The sequence below is a fragment of the Microcoleus sp. S13_C3 genome, assembly GCF_036700905.1.
Taxonomy (GTDB): Bacteria; Cyanobacteriota; Cyanobacteriia; order Cyanobacteriales; family Microcoleaceae; genus Microcoleus.
Genome location: NZ_JAUBPT010000106.1, coordinates 1 through 20,945, shown reverse-complemented (window position 1 = coordinate 20,945; position 20,945 = coordinate 1). Strand labels below are relative to the sequence as shown.

General features: G+C 45.8%; 19 protein-coding genes. 10 read left to right on the top strand and 9 right to left on the bottom strand.

Annotation, left to right across the window (positions count from 1 at the left end):
• The first annotated feature begins 156 nt into the window (after positions 1-156).
• The 4 genes from QUA16_RS24755 (at position 157) to QUA16_RS24740 (ending at position 7,258) form a co-directional block, all read left to right on the top strand.
• Entirely contained in the window at positions 157-2,337 is a 2,181-nt protein-coding gene (locus QUA16_RS24755; protein ID WP_333181399.1) for an EAL domain-containing protein, read from the top strand.
• A 310-nt stretch (positions 2,338-2,647) separates the two neighbouring features.
• Entirely contained in the window at positions 2,648-3,595 is a 948-nt protein-coding gene (locus QUA16_RS24750; protein ID WP_333106541.1) for an NAD(P)-dependent alcohol dehydrogenase, read from the top strand.
• Positions 3,596-4,233: 638 nt separating this feature from the next.
• Positions 4,234-5,001: a twin-arginine translocase subunit TatC gene (gene tatC, locus QUA16_RS24745; protein ID WP_333106556.1), complete on the top strand. Its 768-nt coding sequence runs from the start codon at positions 4,234-4,236 to the stop codon at positions 4,999-5,001.
• A gap of 694 nt (positions 5,002-5,695) precedes the next feature.
• Entirely contained in the window at positions 5,696-7,258 is a 1,563-nt protein-coding gene (locus QUA16_RS24740; RefSeq protein WP_333106542.1) for a calcium-binding protein, read from the top strand.
• A 292-nt stretch (positions 7,259-7,550) separates the two neighbouring features.
• Here the strand turns inward: QUA16_RS24740 and QUA16_RS24735 are convergent, their stop codons facing one another.
• Complete coding sequence (locus QUA16_RS24735) at positions 7,551-7,859, bottom strand: carbon dioxide-concentrating mechanism protein CcmK (RefSeq protein ID WP_006631236.1); 309 nt, start codon at positions 7,857-7,859, stop codon at positions 7,551-7,553.
• Positions 7,860-8,433: 574 nt separating this feature from the next.
• Positions 8,434-8,751 carry a DUF3067 family protein gene (locus tag QUA16_RS24730; protein WP_190661639.1) on the bottom strand — a complete coding sequence of 106 codons (318 nt, stop codon included), beginning with the start codon at positions 8,749-8,751 and terminating at the stop codon, positions 8,434-8,436.
• A 214-nt stretch (positions 8,752-8,965) separates the two neighbouring features.
• Here QUA16_RS24730 and petC point away from each other — a divergent pair, with 214 nt between their 5' ends.
• The 4 genes from petC (at position 8,966) to psbQ (ending at position 12,365) form a co-directional block, all read left to right on the top strand.
• Complete coding sequence (gene petC, locus QUA16_RS24725; protein ID WP_190740161.1) at positions 8,966-9,508, top strand: cytochrome b6-f complex iron-sulfur subunit; 543 nt, start codon at positions 8,966-8,968, stop codon at positions 9,506-9,508.
• 187 nt (positions 9,509-9,695) lie between these two features.
• On the top strand, positions 9,696-10,685 hold the full coding sequence (gene petA / locus QUA16_RS24720; RefSeq protein ID WP_333106543.1) for a cytochrome f: 990 nt from the start codon (positions 9,696-9,698) through the stop codon (positions 10,683-10,685).
• 225 nt (positions 10,686-10,910) lie between these two features.
• Positions 10,911-11,762: an alpha/beta fold hydrolase gene (locus QUA16_RS24715; RefSeq protein WP_333106544.1), complete on the top strand. Its 852-nt coding sequence runs from the start codon at positions 10,911-10,913 to the stop codon at positions 11,760-11,762.
• Positions 11,763-11,921: 159 nt separating this feature from the next.
• Positions 11,922-12,365: a photosystem II protein PsbQ gene (gene psbQ / locus QUA16_RS24710; protein ID WP_333106545.1), complete on the top strand. Its 444-nt coding sequence runs from the start codon at positions 11,922-11,924 to the stop codon at positions 12,363-12,365.
• A 6-nt stretch (positions 12,366-12,371) separates the two neighbouring features.
• On the opposite strand, the gene QUA16_RS24705 is transcribed toward psbQ, so the two are convergent.
• Complete coding sequence (locus QUA16_RS24705) at positions 12,372-12,626, bottom strand: hypothetical protein (RefSeq protein WP_333106546.1); 255 nt, start codon at positions 12,624-12,626, stop codon at positions 12,372-12,374.
• Between the two features lie 123 nt (positions 12,627-12,749).
• On the opposite strand from QUA16_RS24705, the gene QUA16_RS24700 reads away from it, so the two are divergent.
• Both QUA16_RS24700 and QUA16_RS24695 read left to right on the top strand, forming a co-directional pair.
• Positions 12,750-13,877, top strand: a complete 1,128-nt coding sequence (locus QUA16_RS24700) for an FAD-dependent oxidoreductase (RefSeq protein WP_333106547.1) — start codon at positions 12,750-12,752, stop codon at positions 13,875-13,877.
• 51 nt (positions 13,878-13,928) lie between these two features.
• On the top strand, positions 13,929-14,411 hold the full coding sequence (locus tag QUA16_RS24695) for a hypothetical protein (protein WP_333106548.1): 483 nt from the start codon (positions 13,929-13,931) through the stop codon (positions 14,409-14,411).
• A 5-nt stretch (positions 14,412-14,416) separates the two neighbouring features.
• Here QUA16_RS24695 and QUA16_RS24690 read toward each other — a convergent pair whose 3' ends face one another.
• The 6 genes from QUA16_RS24690 to QUA16_RS24665 form a co-directional block, all read right to left on the bottom strand.
• On the bottom strand, positions 14,417-14,764 hold the full coding sequence (locus tag QUA16_RS24690; RefSeq protein WP_333106549.1) for a hypothetical protein: 348 nt from the start codon (positions 14,762-14,764) through the stop codon (positions 14,417-14,419).
• On the bottom strand, positions 14,752-14,934 hold the full coding sequence (locus tag QUA16_RS24685) for a hypothetical protein (RefSeq protein ID WP_333106550.1): 183 nt from the start codon (positions 14,932-14,934) through the stop codon (positions 14,752-14,754). Before QUA16_RS24685 ends, QUA16_RS24690 begins: the two co-directional genes overlap by 13 nt.
• 55 nt (positions 14,935-14,989) lie before the next feature.
• Positions 14,990-15,538 (bottom strand): hypothetical protein, encoded by a 549-nt coding sequence (locus QUA16_RS24680; RefSeq protein WP_333106551.1) that lies wholly within the window; start codon positions 15,536-15,538, stop codon positions 14,990-14,992.
• Between the two features lie 47 nt (positions 15,539-15,585).
• Positions 15,586-15,945 (bottom strand): DUF2442 domain-containing protein, encoded by a 360-nt coding sequence (locus QUA16_RS24675; protein ID WP_333106552.1) that lies wholly within the window; start codon positions 15,943-15,945, stop codon positions 15,586-15,588.
• Positions 15,932-16,177, bottom strand: coding sequence for a DUF4160 domain-containing protein (locus tag QUA16_RS24670; protein WP_333106553.1), 246 nt, complete (start codon positions 16,175-16,177; stop codon positions 15,932-15,934). Before QUA16_RS24670 ends, QUA16_RS24675 begins: the two co-directional genes overlap by 14 nt.
• Positions 16,178-16,326: 149 nt before the next feature.
• Positions 16,327-20,877: an nSTAND3 domain-containing NTPase gene (locus tag QUA16_RS24665; RefSeq protein ID WP_333106554.1), complete on the bottom strand. Its 4,551-nt coding sequence runs from the start codon at positions 20,875-20,877 to the stop codon at positions 16,327-16,329.
• Positions 20,878-20,945 lie beyond the last annotated feature (68 nt).

Here is a 20,945-nt window from a genome sequence, read left to right as displayed (position 1 = left end):
CGAACAATGCAGATTTTGTATGGTTGCGCCCCCTTGCCAGCCCCATATCTCCGGGAGCGCAGGACTTCTTTGTGGGTAAACTAACTTTTTTAACCGAATAATTAAACTATACTATTTGTGCATAGGTTTATATTCCTCTAGCAGGAAACTAGGGAAATGAGTATGATTCTCCATAGAACTAGCGATAGGGTTAGCGATCGAGCTACAAACTACCGAGGCAATATTTTAATTGTTGACGATCTGCCTGATAACCTACGTCTGCTCAGGGATACTTTGAGTGCACAGGGTTATAAAGTTCGCAGTGCCACGACAGGTGCAATGGCGCTGAGAGCCGCCCAATTGCCATCGACGGAGTTAATCTTACTAGATATTAAGTTGCCCGATCAGGATGGCTATGAAGTTTGCCTAAAATTAAAATCTGATGAGCGCACCGCCGACATTCCAATAATCTTTTTGAGTGCGCTCAATGAAACTTTTAATAAGGTGCAAGGGCTGGCTGCAGGAGGGGTAGATTATATTGCTAAGCCATTTCAAGTCGAAGAAGTATTAGCTCGTGTCGAAACCCACCTAACTATCGGAAGGCTGCAACAAAAACTCCAAAATCAGAATTTACGTCTCTTGAGAGAAATTGAAGAACGGCAACGTCTCGAAGAGTCTCTCTTTGCCGAAAAGGAATTGGCTCAAGTGACACTGCAATCCATTGGCGATGGGGTCATTACTACTGATGCCCAAGGTAATGTGAGATATTTCAATCCTATAGCTGAGCAACTGACAGGCTGGAAAAATCATGAGGTTCAAGGAGTTCCTTTCTCTACGGTCTTCCTAATAGTTGATCAAGTAACGCGAGAGCCAGTAGAGAATCCTATAAACAAGGCTCTATTAGAGGAGCGAATTGTGACCTTAGCTAACAATACTATTCTGATTTCCCATGATGGAACCGAGTATCCCATTGCTGACTCGGCAGCACCTATTCGAGACCGCGAAGGTCAAATTATCGGGGCAGTCATGGTCTTTCATGATGTTACTGAATCGCGCTATCTCACCCGTCAACTCTCTTGGGAAGAAAATCACGATGCCCTGACGGGGTTAATCAACCGTCGAAAATTTGAGCAGCAGCTAGTGGAGGCGATCGCCTCTGTTAAAGATAGCAATCAGCAGCACGCTCTCTGTTATTTAGATTTAGATCAGTTTAAAGTCGTTAACGATACCGTAGGTCATATTGCTGGCGATGAGCTACTGCGCCAAATCACAGCACTTATTCAAAAGGGAGTCCGTGCTAATGATATGCTGGCTCGCTTGGGAGGTGATGAATTTGGTATTTTGCTCACTCAATGTTCGCTCTCTCAAGCAACCCAGATTGCCGAAAACCTCAAAGACATAGTGCATCAGTTTCGGTTTATTTGGAATGGCAAAACCTTTATCATCGGAGTCAGCATTGGAGTTGTTGCTATTGACCAAACCAGCCAAAATTTGATGGAGCTTCTGGGAGCGGCTGATGCAGCTTGTTATGCCGCCAAAGCCAGAGGCCGCAACTGTGTTCATATTTATAGTCTAGATGATAGTGAACTAATTAAACAACGTGGTCAGAGGCAGTTGATTGCCCAAATCAGCCGATCGCTGGAAACCAATCGTTTTTGTCTCTACTACCAAAAGATTGTCTCTATTACTTCTAAACCATTAGTAGAGCATTATGAGATTTTGCTCAGAATGCTGGACGAAAATGGAAAAATAGTATCTCCCGCTCAGTTTATTCCCGCCGCCGAGCGTTACGGGTTGATAACAGAAATCGATTGTTGGGTCATCGAAAAGTTTTTCTCGAACTATCACAAATTGCCGGATAAAGATGCTCTTAGTCAAGGCTTGTATACGATCAATCTATCTGGCGCTAGCATCAGTAACAATCAGTTTATGAGGTTTTTAATCGAACAATTTTCTCGCTACCAAGTCCCCCCACAAACCATTGGTTTTGAAATCACGGAAACGGCAGCCATTGCCAACTTTGAACAAGCCAGATATTTCATGGGCGAACTCAAAAAGATTGGCTGTTGCTTTGCTTTAGATGATTTTGGCAGTGGGTTGAGTTCCTTTGCTTATCTGATGAATTTACCAGTGGATTATCTAAAAATTGATGGTGCTTTTGTCAAGAATATTAGTCACAATGTGATTTCTCAAGCGCTCGTTGAAGGCTTTAATGGTATTGCCCATGCGATGAATCTTGAAACTATAGCTGAGTTTGTAGAAGACGAGACTATCTTAGAAAAATTGCGGGAGATTGGAGTAGATTATGCTCAGGGTTATGGGATCGCCCGCCCCGTGCCTATTAATTTTAATCGCTAGCCATCGCACGCTTGCCAGCGAACCCATTGCCTCACGCCTGCCCATTGTCTGGAGGTCTCCCAGAGTCGATCGCCCGCTGCTACAAGGGTGACTCATATCAAATCCACTCTTCATCGGAATAGTAAATTCGAGTTCACTGTTGACGGTTGACTGTTCACGGCGTCAACCGTCAACCGTCAACCGTCAACCGTAAACATCATGTATGAGTGTTACCGGAAATGATATCAATTTCCTGTGTCAAATTTAGATCGAATGTGCTGTAATTGTAAAGGATTGAGTGTTCTATTGGAAATAAACCGGAAAATTTGCCATGAAAGCAGTTGCGTTCGATCGCTACGGTTCAGCCGAGGAATTGCAATACCGAGAATTGCCCAAGCCGATCGCCAAATCCAACGAATTGTTAGTGCGAGTTCGCGCTAGCAGCGTCAATCCCGTAGACTGGAAAATCCGACAAGGACACCTGCAACTATTAACAGGATTTAACTTTCCTCGAATAGTCGGTTCTGACATCTCTGGAGTTGTCGTGGAAGTCGGCCGGGAAGTCACCAAATTTCAACCCGGGGATGAAGTTTATACTTTCTTAAATCCCATCAATGGAGGTGCTTGCGCCGAATACGCGGCCGTGCCAGAATCGGATGCCGCCTTTAAACCGAAAAACATCACTCATGCAGAAGCAGCAGCAGTACCGATCGCAGGTTTAAGTGCTTTGCAATCGCTCAGGGATTTGGGTCAAATTCAAGCAGGAAATAAAGTATTGATTAACGGCGCTTCCGGCGGAGTCGGCACTTTTGCCGTGCAAGTTGCGAAAGCAATGAATGCGGAAGTAACGGGAGTTTGCAGCGCTAAAAATAGAGAATTTGTCAAGAGTTTGGGAGCGGATTTTGTTCTGGATTACGCAGAAATTGACTTTACTCAACAGCCCGAAAAATATGATATAATCTTGGATGCTGTCGGGACAAGAACATTTGCTGAATGCGAAAAAGTGCTGCAACCAGAGGGAGTTTATATCTCGACTTTGCCGAGTTTCGACAACCTCGCACCGATGTTAACGAGCTGGTTAATATCGGGCAAAAAAGCTAAATTTATTTTAGCCAATGCCAACACTAGCGATTTAGGGGCTTTGCGGGAGTTAATAGAATCAGATAAAGTTGAGCCGATTGTCGATCGCACTTACAGCTTACAAGAAGTAGCAGCAGCCCACGCTTACAGCGAAACGGGCCGCGCGATCGGCAAAATTGCGCTCGTGATTGATGGCTAAAAAAAATTATGGCTAACCAATGGGCTTAAAGTAAAAAGAGCGATCGCCCTTAATCCAGAAACTGATTTCTGCTACCACCTGCACCCAAGACTAATAAACGTAAAACCTAAATAAAATCAACAATACCTATGACTGTGCCCTCAGACTTGGAGACATCCGAACAAGGTTCCGACAACAACCTAGAACAAGTTAGCCGGGAAAATAGCATTGAACCCATCGCCGATGATTTAGTGGATGTCAGTAACTTAGAAGACGAAGCAGTTAGCGAGGGAAATAGCATTGCACCCATCGCCGATGATTTAGAGGCTGTCAGTAACTTAGAAGACGAAGCAGTTAGCGAGGAAAATAGCATTGCACCCATCGCCGATGATTTAGTGGATGTCAGTAACTTAGAAGACGAAGCAGTTAGCGAGGAAAATAGCATTGAACCCATCGCCGATGATTTAGTGGATGTCAGTAACTTAGAAGACGAAGCAGTTAGCGAGGAAAATAGCATTGCACCAATCGCCGAGGATTTAGAGGCTGTCAGTAACTTAGAAGATAAAAAAGTTAGAGCTAAAAATAGCATTGCATCCATCGCCGATGATTTCGAGGGTGTCAGTAACTTAGAAGACAAAGCAGTTATCCCGGAAAATAACATTGCACTAATCGCCGACAGTTTTCTGGGTTCCCGCAACTTAGAAAACGAATTTCTAGACGAACTTCCCGACGAAGTTGAAATGTCTTTGTTCGACCATTTAGAAGAATTGCGTCAGCGACTTTTCTACTCGCTAATTGCAGTAGTAATCGCTGTAATCGGTTGCTTTTTCACAGTTAAACCCATCGTGCAACTGCTCGAAGTACCGGCCGGGCCCGTCAAATTTCTGCAACTAGCTCCCGGCGAGTATTTCTTTGTTTCTATCGAAGTAGCCGGATACAGCGGTTTGCTCATCGCCAGTCCGTTTATTTTTTACCAGATAGCGCTGTTTGTTCTCCCCGGTTTGACTCGGAAAGAACGCAGGTTGCTGGGGCCTGTGTTTTTCGGTTCAAGTTTCCTATTCTTGGGCGGTTTAGTATTTGCTTACATCGCTCTGATTCCGGCGGCGCTCAACTTCTTTGTTACCTATGGGGCGGATGTTGTAGAGCAGTTGTGGTCGATCGACAAATACTTTAAATTTGTGCTGCTGTTAATGTTCAGCACCGGCTTAGCTTTTCAAATCCCGATCGTCCAAGTATTGCTCGGAGTTTTGGGCATAGTTTCTTCCAACCAAATGCTCTCCGGCTGGCGGTATGTAGTCTTGGGAGCGGCAGTTTTGGGAGCGGTTTTAACGCCTTCTACTGACCCTTTAACGCAAAGTCTTTTAGGAGGTGCGGTGCTGAGCTTGTATTTTGGCGGGGTTGGTTTGGTGAAGCTTTTAGGGCGGTGAGAATTAAGAATAGCAGACAATGTAAAAGTTACCGAACATCTGAATTTTAAAATTGTCTGCTATTTTTAGTCGAGATTGGGATTGTTGTCAACTGCTCTTAAAAACATTGCTTCAGCTATTTTGAGGGCGAATTGAGTATTTACCTCTGGCAGCTTATAAAGATTGTGTAAAGCTAAGCTTTTGAGATATGTGAGTAAGTTGATTGTTTTATATTAGCATCATTGCTGATTTAGCAATTTTTCAATAAGTTTTACCAATAAGAAATCCAATTCGCATTAGCAAAGTTTAGTGTGCTATGTCTGGGGCTAAGGTTTTTAGCCTAAATTCACACTATTTTTTAGGTGCTCTCGCTGGCAATCATAAGTTATTTTAATGATTAAATTTTTAAGGTTTGCATCAAGATTTCGGACGAGCCGATCCTTAGTATTCGCTTTAGAGATAACATACCGACACAGTGAAATTACTGAACAAGAACGTAAAACTTCGGCAAGAGAGTCAACCTGGATCACTGAAGTCTAGCTATATCTTTTGAGTTTCCTGACTGCCTAAGATAGGAGACTTGTTGGTTTTTTGAGTGGGAGACTTGTTGGTTTTCTGAGTGGATTTTTTAGTAAATTCACTTGAAAAATCCACACTGTAGATTTTTACCTTTTTGACGGTTTCAGTTTCTTAATCTCAATCGGAAATTAAATATATGGCAACTGGCACTACTGGCAATGACACCATCGATGGCACTACTGGCAATGACACCATCTATGGCCTGGCTGGGGATGACGCTCTCAAGGGCCTGGCTGGGAATGACTGGCTCTTTGGCGACGATGGTAATGACGATCTCAAGGCCGGGGGTGGCAATGATACTCTCTATGGCGGGTTTGGCGATGACTATCTCTATGGCGACGATGGCTATGGCGAGGTTGGCAATGACGAACTCTATGGTGGCGATGGCAATGACGATCTCTATAGCGGCGATGGCAATGACTTGCTCAATGGCGAGGTTGGCAATGACGAACTCTATGGCGGCGCGGGCAATGACTTGCTCAATGGCGGCGATGGCAATGACACTCTCATTAGCGACGTTGGCAATGACTTGCTCAATGGTGGCGATGGCAGCGACCTAGTATCTTTTATTTTTGCAACAACTGGCGTCAACCTCCATTTGGGGTTAGGTCGGGCTTCCGACGGGCAGGGTGGCATAGACTCGCTCTCCGGCATTGAAAGTGTGCTCAGTACTGACTATAACGATACTCTCATTGGCGGAGACATCAGCGAAACGTTCTTTAGCAGGTTTGGCGATGACTATCTCGATGGCAAGGTTGGCAATGACACTCTCAATGGCGGGTACGGCAATGACACTCTCAATGGCGGCGATGGCAATGACTTGCTCAATGGCGAGGTTGGCAATGACTTGCTCAATGGCGGGGCTGGCAATGACTCGCTCAATGGCGGGGCTGGCAATGACTCGCTCAATGGCGGGGATGGCATCGACACAGTATCGTACACGAGTGCGACAACTGGTATCAATCTCCAGTTGGGGCCAGTCGGCGACGGGTCTGGGTTTGGTAGGACTACCGATGGATTGGGCACTCAATACAACATAGTCCCCTCTGGCGTAGACTGGCTCTCTGGCATTGAAGTTGTTATAGGTTCTAACTTCGACGACACCTTAGTTGGCGGGAGCGACAATGAAACGCTATTCGGTGGGCGCGGTAATGACTCTTTGTCGGGTCGTGCTGGGAATGACTTGCTCAATGGCGGGGATGGCATCGACACAGTATCTTACCGTTTTGGAGGAACTGGCGTCTATCTCCAGTTGGGGGCTATCGGTGACGGATCGGGGTTAGGTCGGGCTTCCGACGGGGAGGGCGGCATAGACTCGCTCTCCGGCATCGAAGTAGCGATAGGTTCTAGGTATAACGATACTCTGCTTGGTGGAGGCGGCAGCGAAACGCTGATTGGCGAGAGGGGCGACGACTTATTGTTTGGCTTCAGTGGCGATGACTATCTCGTTGGTGGCAGAGGGGCTGACAAGTTTAGGCTTTGGAACGGTGGGGGGACAGATACGATTGCTGACTTCAAACCAGGTGAAGATAAACTGTTGGTACGTTCTCGCGCTCCGTTTGCAGACATCACTTTTGGGTCGATTAATAATGGTTTAGATACCGAGATTCGTCAGGTTGGAGCCATTAACCCTATAGGGATTCTGAAGGGAGTTTCGAGTGCTTCTATCATTCCTGCCCGTGATTTCATTACTGGTTGATTGTATGGTCTGCATCGATCGATAGGTGACAACAATCGCCTAAAACCCATGAGGAATATCGCTTTTATTCGAGTCCAGATCCCCCTAAATCCCCCTTAAGAAGGGGAGTAGGGGTTGACTTTGATGTGACTCTTGTCCCCCCCTTCTTAAGGGGGGCTAGGGGGGATCTGGGCCGATCCGATGCTACCGGATTTAATATGAATTAGCCCCAAAATTATAGAGACGCGATCGCCCGCGCCTCTATAATTACTAAAAGTTAAAATTCAACACCAAAGTTTTGTCAAAACTTTGACTACATTCGGAACTGTTCTACTTCGGGAGTATAGCCGATCGGCAAAACGTAATCCAGATTCTCGTGGGGACGAGCAATTATGTGATACGATAGCAACTTTCCGCCATCTACCTTTTTAACTGATTCAATTCCAGCAGCAACGGCTGCTTGCACTTCAGAAACATCTCCTCGCACTATAATTGTCCAGTAGGCGCGGGTTATTTTCTCATAGCGAACTAAAGTAACACGGGCTGCTTTCACCATTGAGTCCGCAACTTCTACTGCAGCGGGAAATCCTAAGACTTCAACCATTCCCAGTGCAACACCCATTACAACATTCTCCTAAATTTCACAAGATATCTGACACTCATTGTAGGTGAAATTGTTGACAGAAATTGGTTCCGATGATTTTGGTAAGCATGAAGGACGATCGCCCAAAATTTAAAAAGCCCCTAAAAAAGCCCCAGAAACTGTTGCAGCATTTAAATCCCACAGCAGGGCGCGCGCAGCAAAGCCCGCCACACAAGACTTTGAATCAAAACAACTGTGCAAATTAGATGCGCCACAGCTTAGTTTCTCACCAGCGGCAAGTCGTATGACAAGCTCGCCGATCGATTTTCGGGACTTTGGGCTCAACTCATCCAGCCGCGGCGCGACACAAAACTTTAGGGAACTCCCCCAGAGCCCGGCTGTGGAGTCAATCGATTTTAGATTTTAGATTTTAGATTTTAGATTGAAGCATTGACTTGCGCGAGATAAATACGTTCGGCAAGTTTCATCGGATACAGGTTTTTTATTTCTCGGTCCTGAGTTTGCGCGTTGGAATGAATCACGTGGCGGGTATCGTGGATGATGAAGGTCAATCTAAAATCTAAAATCTAAAATCTAAAATCGACTGACTGATTCAAAACTCGTCTAGCAACCACTCCGAGGCTCTTTCACCCAAATCTAGGGGAACGCTGACAGCTTTACCCAAGCGCGGGCGATCGCGAGTAGTTACGATATATTCTCTCACCTGTTCAGTGCTCCCCCAGCCGTTGAGGTAATTGGCCACCGCATCCAAATGCTCGAAATAATCAGCCTCCGTCATCGGAAAAGATGCCTGTTCTAGATATTTCCACATAACTTGCACAAAAATCTTGCCCCGCGTCCGCCGCAATCTGATATCGTAAGACTTTCCCCATTTTTCTAGGAGTAGCTGGTGTAAATCCTTGCCCGTCATGGTTGCTCCTGAGTTAATCCATTAAACAATAAAAGACAAAGTTCAAAAAATGTAATAATACTCTAATAAAGGCTGGAAGGCGCATTCTTAAAAGGAATTTTCGCGGCCTAAAATTTGTGCGAGCAGATTAACGGCAATTATCCTCCTTCCTCTGCACGTACAGGTTCGCTAACAGCTAACAAACAAACGTAACTTAAAACCGTAAAGGCAGGTCATGGCTCAATCTTCTGCTGGAAATCCCGATGTTCCCGATATGGGGCGTCGCCAATTTATGAATTTGCTGACGTTCGGTACAGTCACAGGTGTGGCACTGGGCGCACTCTATCCCGTTGTCCAATATTTTGTTCCTCCGTCGAGTGGGGCAGTTGGGGGCGGAGTGACAGCTAAAGATGCTTTGGGTAACGACATCATCGTTAGCGAATATTTGACTTCGCACCCTGCGGGCGATCGTACCTTAGCCCAAGGTCTCAAAGGCGACCCCACCTATGTTGTGGTGAAAGAAGACTTATCTATCGCCGACTACGGCATCAATGCAGTCTGCACTCACTTGGGTTGCGTTGTGCCTTGGAATGTTAGCGAAAACAAGTTTATCTGTCCTTGCCACGGTTCTCAATACAACAATGAGGGCAAAGTGGTGCGCGGCCCAGCGCCTTTGTCTCTGGCCCTGGCCCACGCCACTGTCGCAGATGACAAGATCGCTTTTACAACTTGGAAAGAAACTGATTTCCGCACCGGCGAAGCACCTTGGTGGTCATAGTTATTAGTCATTAGTCAGCAGTCAGTAGTTAGTAGCCAGCCGTTAGTAGTTAGTTCCAATAACCAATAACTAATGACCAATGACCAATGACCAATGACCAATGACCAATGACCAATGACCAATGACCAATGACCAATGACCAATGACCAATGACTAAATTGTCTGACCTTTGAGATTGAATACTCTAATGCCACAAACTAATTTATCTGCGATATTTCGCCGCAGTGCCAGGACGATCGCGAAAACTGCCTTAATTGCGATCGTAGCTGCAGGATTTTTCCTCACCAGCGACATCGCACTTCCCCAAGCAGCATTTGCTTACCCTTTCTGGGCTCAGCAAACAGCACCCGCTACTCCCCGCGAAGCAACAGGCCGCATTGTTTGCGCTAACTGTCACCTCGGTGCAAAACCGACTCAAGTTGAAGTACCGCAATCTGTTTTGCCAGATACGGTTTTTGAAGCTATTGTCAAGATTCCCTACGATACTAGCGTGCAACAAGTTGGCGGCGACGGCAGCAAAAGCGGCTTGAATGTCGGTGCAGTTGTGATGTTGCCCGAAGGTTTCAAGATTGCTCCCGCTGACAGAATTCCCGAAGAAATGAAGGAAAAAGTCGGCGATCTTTACTTCCAACCTTACAGCGAAACCCAAGAAAATATTGTTTTAGTGGGCCCCGTACCGGGAGAACAGTACAAAGAATTGGTATTCCCAGTTTTGTCGCCGAATCCAGAAACTGACAAGTCGGTTCACTACGGCAAATACCAAATTTATGTCGGAGGCAACCGCGGTCGCGGTCAGGTTTATCCTACTGGCGAAAAGAGCAATAATACTGTTTATAATGCTTCGGTAGCTGGCACCATTTCTAAGATTGCTCAACCGGAAGATGGCGGTTATCAAGTGACAATTCAACCTGCCGAAGGTGCAGCGGTTGTTGATACGATTCCCGCAGGCCCAGAACTGATTGTTACTGAAGGACAAACAGTTGCAGCCGGCGAACTTTTGACGAACAATCCTAATGTGGGCGGCTTCGGTCAAAAAGACGTGGAGATTGTTCTGCAAAGTGCAGGTCGAGTTAAAGGATTGATGGCTTTCGTGGCTATAACCATGCTGGCTCAAATCATGCTGGTTCTCAAGAAGAAACAGGTCGAAAAAGTTCAAGCTGCTGAAATGAATTTCTAAGCGCGGCTGTAATTAGTTGGGTAAGGTACTATGTGCGAACCCAACTATTAGGTAAGTAGGGCGGGGAATACCCGCCTTATTGTTTGATAAATAATATCATTTCCGGTAACACGGGAATGATGTTGACGGTTGACGGTTGACGGTTGACGGTTGACAGTGAACAGTCAACAGTCAACAGTGAACTCGAATTTCCTATTCAGATGCTAACGGATTTGATATAAAATAATGTCAATTGATGAGAAGATAGTTGAAGTAGGCCCGCTGCAATGGTTTTATCGGGAAACAAATCCGGTTAACGAAACTGGTAAACCGCCCGTACTGCTGCTGCACGGTTTGCCATCCCAGAGTTTTACCTGGACTGTAATGATGCCGGATTTGGCTGCACAGGGATTTAGATCGATCGCCCCCGATTGGGTGGGTTACGGGCGATCGACAAAACCAGACAAGCGCGACTTTGCCTACACTCCCGATGCTTTTGTTGACGCCCTCGCTGGCTTTATTCAAGCTATAGAATTAGACCGATTTTACCTCGTTGTCCAAGGATTTTTAGCTTCAGCCGGCATTCAATACGCTTTACGCAATCCCGATAAAATTGAGCGTCTAGCCGTCATCAATACACCAGTTTCAGCAGATATCAAGTTGCCTTGGAAAATGCAGCAGTTGGGGCTGCCTTTTATTGGCGACATGATGACGCAAGACCCGCTTTTGGTTGACAGAACTCTCGAAGGCGGCAGCCGCCAGACAATATCCGACAAAGATTTAGATGTTTACCGCCGCCCGTTTTTGAAGAGTTCGGATGCAGGTCGATCGCTGATGAATACAGTCCGCAATATTCAATTGCCGCAGTCAATGGCCGAAATTGAATCCGGCTTGAAAGGATGGACTCGACCAACTTTATTTGTGTGGGGTTTGACCGATCCTTGGCTGAGTGTTGAACCTGTTCAAAAGCTAGTCGGTTCCATGCAAAATGCAGAGTTAGTCACACTGGAACAAGCGGGGCATTATCCTCAAGAACATTGGTCAGAAAAAGTTGGCGATGCTGCGATCACTTTTCTGCGCCGCCAGGAGGTAAAATAATATTTTGTACATAACTCTCGGTGCTAGGTCAGCGAAGCAGAGCCAAAGCATCTGCGTTTCCAGGCAGAGCCTTGGAACGAACACGAGCAACCCCGTACCCGCCCTGTGCCCGCTGGCAACGAGCAATCTAAAATCTAAAATCTAAAATCTAAAATCGACATGACTCGTCCCCGTTCAATTTTTGCCTTGATGATGGCGTTTTTGATGGCATTTCTGGTTAGTTGCAGTAGTGTCGAAGCAAAAGTTCCAACGACATACACAGCAGCCCAGATCCAGCAAATTCAGCGCTATGTTCCTACCCTGACAGAGTTCCGATCGCGCATGGACAACCTGGGAACCCTAATTCAAAAACGGAATTGGATTGATACCAGAACTTACATTCACGGGCCTCTAGGCGACTTGCGGAACACCATGAAAACCGTCTCTGGGAGTTTGTTGCCTAGTTCTCAAAAACAAGCTGTTGATTTAACTAAGAGTTTGTTTACCGATTTGGTTAACATCGATCTTGCTGCTAAAGACCTTGACTATGCAAAAGTCACGGCCAGCTATCAAAAAGCTGTCAATGATTTTGATACCTTCTTGCAGCTAATTCCTAAAGCTTAATTAGCTTTAACTCACATCTTGTATCATGGTCAAGAACAGGCTTTTCGGCCTGTTCCACAAAGAAAGAATCAGTTTTCTTGTGGGGCGTATCATGGTCAAGAACAGGCTTTTCGGCCTGTTCCACCAAGAAAGAATTAGTTTTCTTGTGGGGCGGGCATCTTGCCCGTCACGAACAGGCTTTTCGGCCTGTTCCACAAAGAAAGAATTAGTTTTCTTGTGGGGCGTATCATGGTCAAAAACAGGCTTTTCGGCCTGTTCCACAAAGAAAGAATTAGTTTTCTTGTGGGGCGGGCATCTTGCCCGTCCGAAAAAGGTTTATATGGACAAAACCTAGGAAGCAGTTAATTTAAAATCTAAAATCTAAAATCTAAAATCTAAAATTGAATGGTTCGCGTTGCAATTATTGGTTGCGGTATTGTTGGGGCTTCGATCGCCTTTGAACTAAGTCAATTTCCCGAACTGAAAGTTACTGTGTTCGACAAACAGCCGCCGGCACAAGGTTCTACTGGCGCTGCACTCGGTGTTTTGATGGGAGTTATTAGCCACAAAACTAAGGGCAGAAATTGGCAGTTGAGGGAAACCAGCCTTCAGCGCTACGAAACTTTGATTCCAGAATTGGAAGCAGTTACGGGGCGAAAAATTCCTTTTAACAAACAAGGAATTTTAATGCTTTGTTCGGAGGGAGAGGATTTAAGTAAGTGGGAAAAGTTGATAGGAACTCGCGAGTCTCAAGGTTGGCAATTGGAACTTTGGCATCGGGAACGAGTGCGATCTCGCTGCCCTCATCTTTATTTAAACGATCAGATTATTGCTGCGATTTATTCCCCTCAAGACCGGCAAGTCGATCCGACGGCGCTAACTTTGGCTTTGGTTGAGGCTGCTAAACTCAAAGGAGTTAATTTTGAGTTTGGAGTGGAAGTTCAAGGCATTACTGACTTGAATTCTCAGGTGTCTGGGATTCAACTCCCATCTTCCATTACTGTCAATAAGTCTTGTGGAACAGGCATCTTGCCTGTTGCTGAAAATTTCGATCGACTAATTGTGTGCGCTGGTTTGGGTTCTGCTGCTGTGACTGCATCGTTAAATCAGTTGGTTGACATTCGCCCGGTGTTGGGACAAGCGCTGCATTTGCTGGCGCCCAATCCTGTAGGAAACCCAGATTTTAGCCCGGTAATTACTTGCGATGATGTTCACATTGTGCCTGTGGGAAATCAGGAATTTTGGGTGGGGGCGACGGTGGAGTTTTCAGGAAATGGCGGGGAAATTCAGGCGAATGCTGATATGTTGGCGCAAGTGATGGCGAGGGCGAGATCACTTTGTCCGGCCTTAGCAGAAGCTGAAATTATCAGGAAATGGTCTGGATTGCGCCCGCGGCCGGAAGGGCGGCCGGCCCCAATTATCGAGACGCTTCCCGGTAACGACCATGTTCTCATCGCCAGCGGCCACTATCGCAACGGTGTTCTGCTGGCCCCTGCAACAGCGCGATCGATTCGAGAAATGATTTTGCAATAATTAACAAATGTTAATATAATCAAGATAGCAATTCATATCTTACATCTAAATATGTCCGCCAAACCTTTAGGTAAACCCCGCTCTTTGTGGCGAGTAATTTTGCTGTCTGGAGTCAGCTTGCTGCTATATTACGGATGGTATAAATGGATTATTCAAGAAGAATTGCGTCGCTATAACGGCACGGGTTGGTCGGGAACTCTTTGCTTGCTTCCTTTTGTTTTAGGAGTAGCCGTCCCCCAAGCTTTGCGGATATTCGATCCTGACGTTCCCGGATGGTTTGGTTGGTTTTCCTTGCTCGGTATTGCTTGGATTTACATTGTGCAGTTCAAACTTTACAACACAGTTAATGAATTGTACCGCCAAGAAGGAATCAAAGAACCCCTAACAGTTTGGTGGATTTTTGTACCAGGTTTAAATTTAGTTGTCGGCTTGCGGCAAATTCACTTTTTGAGCCAGTTTTGGGCGAGAAAACAGGGAATTGAAGTTAAGGATAACTTAGCCGAAAGTATTCCTTTCCTGTCAGCTAACGCTTAAATAAATTAAGCTCCAATAGCTTGGCGCTGCGAGTAAATTTCTTCTATAAGCAGGTCACGCAGTTCATCCGCAATGTCCGTGGGAGGGTTGCCTGCCAGGGCGCGTCCAATCAGCCGTTCTGCTTCCCGGAGTTGGGTACACTCAATGGCAAGTACGGCGGCGCTCCGATGCAGTATAGAACGAGTAGGCTCAAAATCCCATTCGTTTGCTACTAAATCCGCTGCCGCCCGTTCTTTCGCAAAGGCGGCTCTGGTGAGTGCAGTCACTTGGTCGATATCACCGCACTGACGGGCTAAAACTGCTCGATCGACCAGTTCCATTGCTTCATGGTGAAGGGCTTCTACGGTCTGCATTTGTTGACGATCCGTGCTTTGGGAGTACCGAACTCAATTACAGATACATAGCCAGGAGCTACGTCATCTGAAGGGCGGATTTGTTCTAATTTTATGTTAACTCTGGCTTGAATAATGCTGTCAGAACCTTTACGAATCCCGGAGACTTCTAAGCGGGCTTTACAAGGCATCTGGACTTTTTGCTGCAATTTCTCTAAGATTTGCAGCGATCGCCAGTCTATGGATTTATCGCCCCTGTGCCAAGTCAGCGTAGACGATGATTTCCCAACCCAAGATCAGCAGCAGGAGTAGCTCAACCCCACCCAAAATATTGATAGCTAAAGGTGTGCCAGGTACTAAGGCCCAGAAGGAAATCAGGGTAATGATTCCTGACAGGACGAAGGTAATTTCATCAACAATAAGTTGCTCGATTTTGCGGCGCGATCGGCGGCGATCGCTCCGATGGGCAATTTCCCAACCAAATAGAGATTCTACGTCTGCGTGTCCGGTCTTTTCTTTCACCTTTTCGACCAAGGTAAGCCGAATGTAGCGCCCGATCGCACTTATCTTTTCATCGTTTACTAGGTAAGTCCAGCCGAGAATCAAGGAAGCCCAGGGGAGGATGAGAAAGGCGTAGTAGTTGGCGGAGTTGGAAGCTGCAAAGGAAACGATTGTACCGAACAAACCCAAGGTGACGTAGAGGAGGTTGTCTCGGAAACCAATCCGCTGGGTTTGTTCGGCTTTGAGTTTGTCGTATTCTAGCAGCCAGACTTTCAGGATAGGGTCTTCTGTCATTTTGTCTTTGGTTAAGGTCAATGATTCGTGCTTTGACGGAAACCGGGCTAGGCAACAATTTGTTGCTGGTGGAGTTGTTCCATCCAGGTTTTAGTGCCGTAAATGCCTCGGAGGAGAGATGGGACAGTTAAATCGACATCGAGGGTTTCCCAATGTAAGCCTATACCAGACGGGGTTACTTCTACGGCGGCGAGGTCATCTGGGGTGGCGTTGGCTAGCCCTTGTCCCAGGTGATGGGGGAACATGAAGGTGGAACCATCTTTGAGGTGAATGACGATATTGCCGGAGGTGCGATCGTAGTAGGCTGAACGGGCGCGGGGTTCGGTGGCATTGGCAAGGATGGCGGCAACTTCGGCGCGATCGAGTTGTTCTTTAAGTGCTCCTTCTGTGAATTCAAGTTTCTCCATGAATTTGTCTCCATGCTTCTAATAGCTCGTTTTGATGAGCAGTCACCAGTTCTAGTGCTTTGACAGCATCGCCTCGCTTACCGTTGAGTTGAATAATTTGCGGGAGATTTGCTGAACTGCCTAGATCGATTTTAACTTCACTGTCGGCATTCATGACATGAACGTGAGCTGGGAGATGGTCGTCAAAGTAAATCACGACTCTGAAGCCATTTTTTCTAAGGATGGTGGGCATTCGTTATCGGAAATGCGGGTTTCCAGACATTATGCCTGAAAGGGGAGAACTTTGATTGGTTTGGAGAATTTTGCGTGTTACGATCCGGGCAGAAGATAGAAGATAATGGTGCGGTTCAATATCATCTGAAGGGCTGATTTGTTCTAGTTTCATGTTAACTCTGGCTTGGTACGGCGACTACGCAACCTTCTTCTGGGAGCGATGTATAAACCAAATCGATTGGGTTTTCGATCGAGTGTTTCCAATGCAGAGCGAGTTTCTCTGAGATTTAAGGCAAGTAGATCCTCGAATATCTGTAAACCAATGTCGCGATATAGGGGCTGACGATGTAGTTGAATGGCAATTGTCGTTAAACTTTCTGCGATGAATGCTGTTGCTGCTGCTGGATTAGTGATGTCTGCAAAAATGCTAATCAAACTCTGACAAACTGTAACCACAATCTTAGGATTGTTGTCCACTAATTTCTCTGTTTCAATAATTTCAATTAGATCGTCGGCGGCTGCCAAAAGTGCGCCCTGGTTCTTGCAGATTGCTTCAACGATCTCCAACATTCCAGGATTCAGTTTAAAGCGATCGCGACTCCAGCGGAAAACGCTTGCTACAGCGTGCTGAATAGACGTGTTAGACGAAGAGGCAAGGGTATAAAGAATCTTGGCTGCGATCGCCCGACATCTTGTTTGACTCCACAAATGACTTGCTGCGTGAGCGAGTCCGCAAAGAATTGCTTCATTGTCTTGAGTGGCAAGGTGATGGCGAATCCTCTCAACTGACCATTCATCCTGATATTGAAGGTATTGAATTAGTAGAAATTCACCATAGGCTTGCTGAGAAAAGTTGGAGTCATTATCCCGAAGCATTTCCAGCCAACTTTGTACCGTTTCTTTTGGCTCAAACCATCCAACTGTATGTGCAATAAAATAGAGCGCCCAAGCATACTGAAGGACTTCTGGACAATTACGAATAACTCGATTGAAAAGTTTGGTTATCTCGGCGCGATCGCCATTCAAAAGTGGCGGCATTAGCCTTAATATATCGATCCATACTGCTGGATGAGGTTCTACACCGAGTTGCGATCGGATAAATTTTTCCCAACCTTCTAAATCGGGAGGATTGTGCCTGAGATATCCCTCAGCGATCGCTCGTACAATATTGCCTCGACCACCGGGTAAGATACGAGAGCCTCCCAAACCGAATATGATGGGTGATTTTAAATCGGAGTGATGCTCATCTTTGCTCTGGTAATACTCCAATTCTGGTTTGGTATGCGTAGGTAGCCAACTTTCTAGAACGGCTAGGACTGGTGATGGCAATCCTTGATTGCGCTCTGCGATTTTTTCCAGCGCACGGGCAGCATCATCACGAAAATATTCCGAACTAAAGCCATGTTGATTAAGTTCTTCGACAAGTTGAATCAATTCGCTAGGTGGAAACTCTATTTCTGAAAGATTAACTATGGCATTTCCCGCATAACTTTCATGGCGCTGTGACTGAAGTTGAGGTAAAATCCGCAGAAAGCGATCGGGATCGTTCTTGACAAGCTTACCAAATTCAGATGATTGTTCAATGGCACCTCCACCCCTTGAGATATCTTTGGCCCATACCGACAGGGAACGATCCCACCTAGTTTGGTCGGATAATTCATCAAACAGATTCAGTAATTCCGAATCGCTGGCGCGGCTCATTTCCTCTTTAGTCATGCGTGGTCCGACAATTTGAGCTGCGGTCACAGTTGGGTATCGATCTTCTGCAACTTCCGAAGGAAAAGCACAAATTTCTTCATCTCTAAGCCTCTTGCCTGCAGGACTCAAACATTCATCAGGAAATGCAAGTAAGAGTTGAAGCCGATATATACGGTTGTATTGCAAAAGATGGAATCGATCGTCAGGTTCACAATTCTCCCAGGGATGGTAGTAATCAAATTGATGAATGGCATTTTCGATTTTTTCTCTGTCATCAGGTGATAGGTGTGGACAAATAGAAGAAATAAGGCGTTTTGTATCACAGTGATTTCCGTCTATGCTATCTCCCAGACATAAACGTCTTTCATCGCTCACCAGATAATTCAAGATGAATTGTGGTTCTTGACTGGCTATCTTTTCCAATCCACGAGCAAGCAATCTATGAACAAGCAGTAAATCTGATTGCAGATTTTGAGTGACAAACGTCAAAAAAGCTTGTCTATCTTGCTGAGCCCATTCTAAAATAGCTGACAGCAGTGCTTCAATTATTTTTCCAGGATAGCGATCTAGGCTGACTAAAAAATCTTCACGATAGCTTGTGCTATTAAGGTTGAACTCTCTTGAAATCCGATCGACCAAATTCGTGAACCACCACCAGATTGCCTCTAGAAAAGCTTTTGGATTGGCTTGAGCAAATTTCTCCAATTCATAGAAATCTCTTTCGCTTTTTAGTAAATGCTCCAGAGGCCTTCTTGGGTCATACTGGTATTCATGAACATCACGTTGTACTTGATCAGCATCAGGCGGTAATTCAGGTGGAGAGATTTGGCTCTCAGAGATCGCCTGTGCCAACCGCTGCTCTAAATGGGCGTGAATAACCCTTGCAGCATGGCTGGGTAGAGTGTCAGCAATTCTTTCAGCGATCGCGGCGACATTATTCCAATCAATATTTGAACGTTGTATAACCTGTTGCGTCAACCAAACCCTTTCGGGAGTCCAGTGACCAATATTGAATAGCACTCGAATGCTTAAAAAGTCATAGGTTCGATCGTTCAACCAATATTCCTCTAACAAACTCCAGACATCTTCGGCGGCGAAACTTGCTGCTGTCGCCAGGATGGGACAACAGTAAACTGCTTGCTCTACTCGTTTCTCTAACCACTCTAGGAATTCGGGGCGATCACGCAACGTTCTAAACCAACCTGGACTTCCCATCATTGAATCTAAAACCTTGATTGCCTCTATTTCTGAATTCAGCAAGGGAACGAGCAGCCCTGCCTCAACGGGATCGGGATTAGACTGTGCCCCGACAAACTCGATCACCAAGGTACGAATATGCGATCTAACTTGTTGTTTGGAGGTGTTGAGTAAAGCTTGTATTTCTCCTTGGTACTTCTGGCAGGCTGTGCCACGCAAATAGTTGAGGTTCCTCAGCAAAATCGGTCGAATGAAAAGACCATCCTGGCGCTCCAATACCAAGTCAGCAAGCGATTTGGAGTCACGGGCAAAAGAACGAGCCAGTGTATGGTCGTATAAAGTTTGATGGCAGAAACCAAGCGTTGAGTTGTCCTGGTTACTAATCAAAATTCCCGATTGCTCCAGACTACGACAGATTTCAGGACTCTCATCAGCAATTGCGGCCGGCAGCCACAGGACTTCTTCGTGAGTCATACGTTCAGCCAGTTTCGTCAGAAAAGCAATAGATTGTGCGGCTTCAGGCTCCTCAAAAATACGTTTTTTCCACAACTGATCCAGCAGATTTGGAAAAGACTCAAAAATTTCACCTGGTTTAGCAATTTCTAGGAAAATTTTCAAATGAAATGGATTTCGCAGCAGTTGCCGCAAGGGTTCTCCCATACTGTGCGGATTGTGCTTCTCTTTTTCCCAAATTGGAGATATCTGTTCCCATGTTGGTAACTGAATATCTAACCGTTGAAAACAATCCAGACGAGCAAATTGAGTGCCGTGACGAAACTCGAATTCGCGGCAAGTCGCCACAATGTGAACATTTTTAGTTTTAGATAGGGATTGGATGAATGACAGCAAAATATTCAATCGTCCGGGTTGACGATCGAGTAATTCCGAAACAGCATCGAGTTGGTCTATCAAGAGAATAACTTTCTCTGTATTGGCGATTGCTTTAACCGCTTCTTGTGGATGCCTGCTTATCTGAATATCCTGCTGTAAATCTTCAATTGTGTTAACTGTATTGCTGAGATAGTCAGCTTTAATTGCCAGCAGCACATATTTTGCTTCTACCGCCCAATGTCCCAGAGTTGCCATTAGGGCCGATTTTCCACAGCCCGGCTCACCCAGAACAATGGTGCTAGAAAAAGTTTCTGTTTCAATGCGATCGGTCAGTTGCTGTAGCTCAGGACGAGTAATCTGTTGGTTGTCACCGAGTGTCCGCTTCCAGTTCAACAAGCCTTTTGAGGCATTCAGGAACTCTTCCTTCAAACTACTTTGACTGAGGGTATCTGAAGGCGGTAAATCAAGACCATATTGAAGAAAGTCAGCCAAAACAGTTGCCACAGTCTGAGATGCCAACGAATGAAATACATCGCTCTTGTCAGCATCACCAAAGTCAGAAACCCCTCGGATCACCAGCCAATCTCGCCGCATTCTTTGACAGGCTGTAGCAAATCCGATGGCTTCCATCTCCCCCACTTTCACTCGCCCATGCTGATGATCTCGGATATTTTCCAAAACGGAGGGATCTTTGAGCAGCTTTTCACCACTAGCAACGGTACAAACATCAATCTCAATTCCGCCAATAATATCGTTTTCCTGTAGGTAGGGTCGAGCTTTGACAGATAGCGTTGGGAACTCTCCACCTATACGGAAAAAATTCGATTCTAACCGTTGCTGGCTGTTATAACTCGGATCTTTGTGACTTGCCAAGTAAAAAATCACATCCTGGTGAATGCCGTTGGGTACAGAGGGCATATCTGGTCGAGGCTGTATCGTTTGGGTTCCATCCTCTAACTGTCGTAAGGCAGCCGACTCATATCCAACCCACATTCCGCACTTCAAGTTGAAGTACGATAAAATAGAATACCGAAAAAGCCAAAAACCCGGATAATTCAGAA

What these genes read in the sequence shown, in the direction of transcription:
- QUA16_RS24695 (WP_333106548.1), top strand. Translation starts at nt 13,929, where the DNA reads ATGTCCGCCAAACCTTTAGGTAAACCCCGCTCTTTGTGGCGAGTAATT.
- petA (WP_333106543.1), top strand. Translation starts at nt 9,696, where the DNA reads ATGCCACAAACTAATTTATCTGCGATATTTCGCCGCAGTGCCAGGACG.
- QUA16_RS24740 (WP_333106542.1), top strand. Translation starts at nt 5,696, where the DNA reads ATGGCAACTGGCACTACTGGCAATGACACCATCGATGGCACTACTGGC.
- QUA16_RS24755 (WP_333181399.1), top strand. Translation starts at nt 157, where the DNA reads ATGAGTATGATTCTCCATAGAACTAGCGATAGGGTTAGCGATCGAGCT.
- QUA16_RS24680 (WP_333106551.1), bottom strand. Translation starts at nt 15,538, where the DNA reads ATGACAGAAGACCCTATCCTGAAAGTCTGGCTGCTAGAATACGACAAA.
- QUA16_RS24735 (WP_006631236.1), bottom strand. Translation starts at nt 7,859, where the DNA reads ATGGGTGTTGCACTGGGAATGGTTGAAGTCTTAGGATTTCCCGCTGCA.
- petC (WP_190740161.1), top strand. Translation starts at nt 8,966, where the DNA reads ATGGCTCAATCTTCTGCTGGAAATCCCGATGTTCCCGATATGGGGCGT.
- QUA16_RS24700 (WP_333106547.1), top strand. Translation starts at nt 12,750, where the DNA reads ATGGTTCGCGTTGCAATTATTGGTTGCGGTATTGTTGGGGCTTCGATC.
- QUA16_RS24685 (WP_333106550.1), bottom strand. Translation starts at nt 14,934, where the DNA reads ATGCCTTGTAAAGCCCGCTTAGAAGTCTCCGGGATTCGTAAAGGTTCT.
- psbQ (WP_333106545.1), top strand. Translation starts at nt 11,922, where the DNA reads ATGACTCGTCCCCGTTCAATTTTTGCCTTGATGATGGCGTTTTTGATG.
- QUA16_RS24665 (WP_333106554.1), bottom strand. Translation starts at nt 20,877, where the DNA reads ATGTGGGTTGGATATGAGTCGGCTGCCTTACGACAGTTAGAGGATGGA.
- QUA16_RS24690 (WP_333106549.1), bottom strand. Translation starts at nt 14,764, where the DNA reads ATGCAGACCGTAGAAGCCCTTCACCATGAAGCAATGGAACTGGTCGAT.
- QUA16_RS24670 (WP_333106553.1), bottom strand. Translation starts at nt 16,177, where the DNA reads ATGCCCACCATCCTTAGAAAAAATGGCTTCAGAGTCGTGATTTACTTT.
- QUA16_RS24730 (WP_190661639.1), bottom strand. Translation starts at nt 8,751, where the DNA reads ATGACGGGCAAGGATTTACACCAGCTACTCCTAGAAAAATGGGGAAAG.
- QUA16_RS24715 (WP_333106544.1), top strand. Translation starts at nt 10,911, where the DNA reads ATGTCAATTGATGAGAAGATAGTTGAAGTAGGCCCGCTGCAATGGTTT.
- QUA16_RS24675 (WP_333106552.1), bottom strand. Translation starts at nt 15,945, where the DNA reads ATGGAGAAACTTGAATTCACAGAAGGAGCACTTAAAGAACAACTCGAT.
- QUA16_RS24750 (WP_333106541.1), top strand. Translation starts at nt 2,648, where the DNA reads ATGAAAGCAGTTGCGTTCGATCGCTACGGTTCAGCCGAGGAATTGCAA.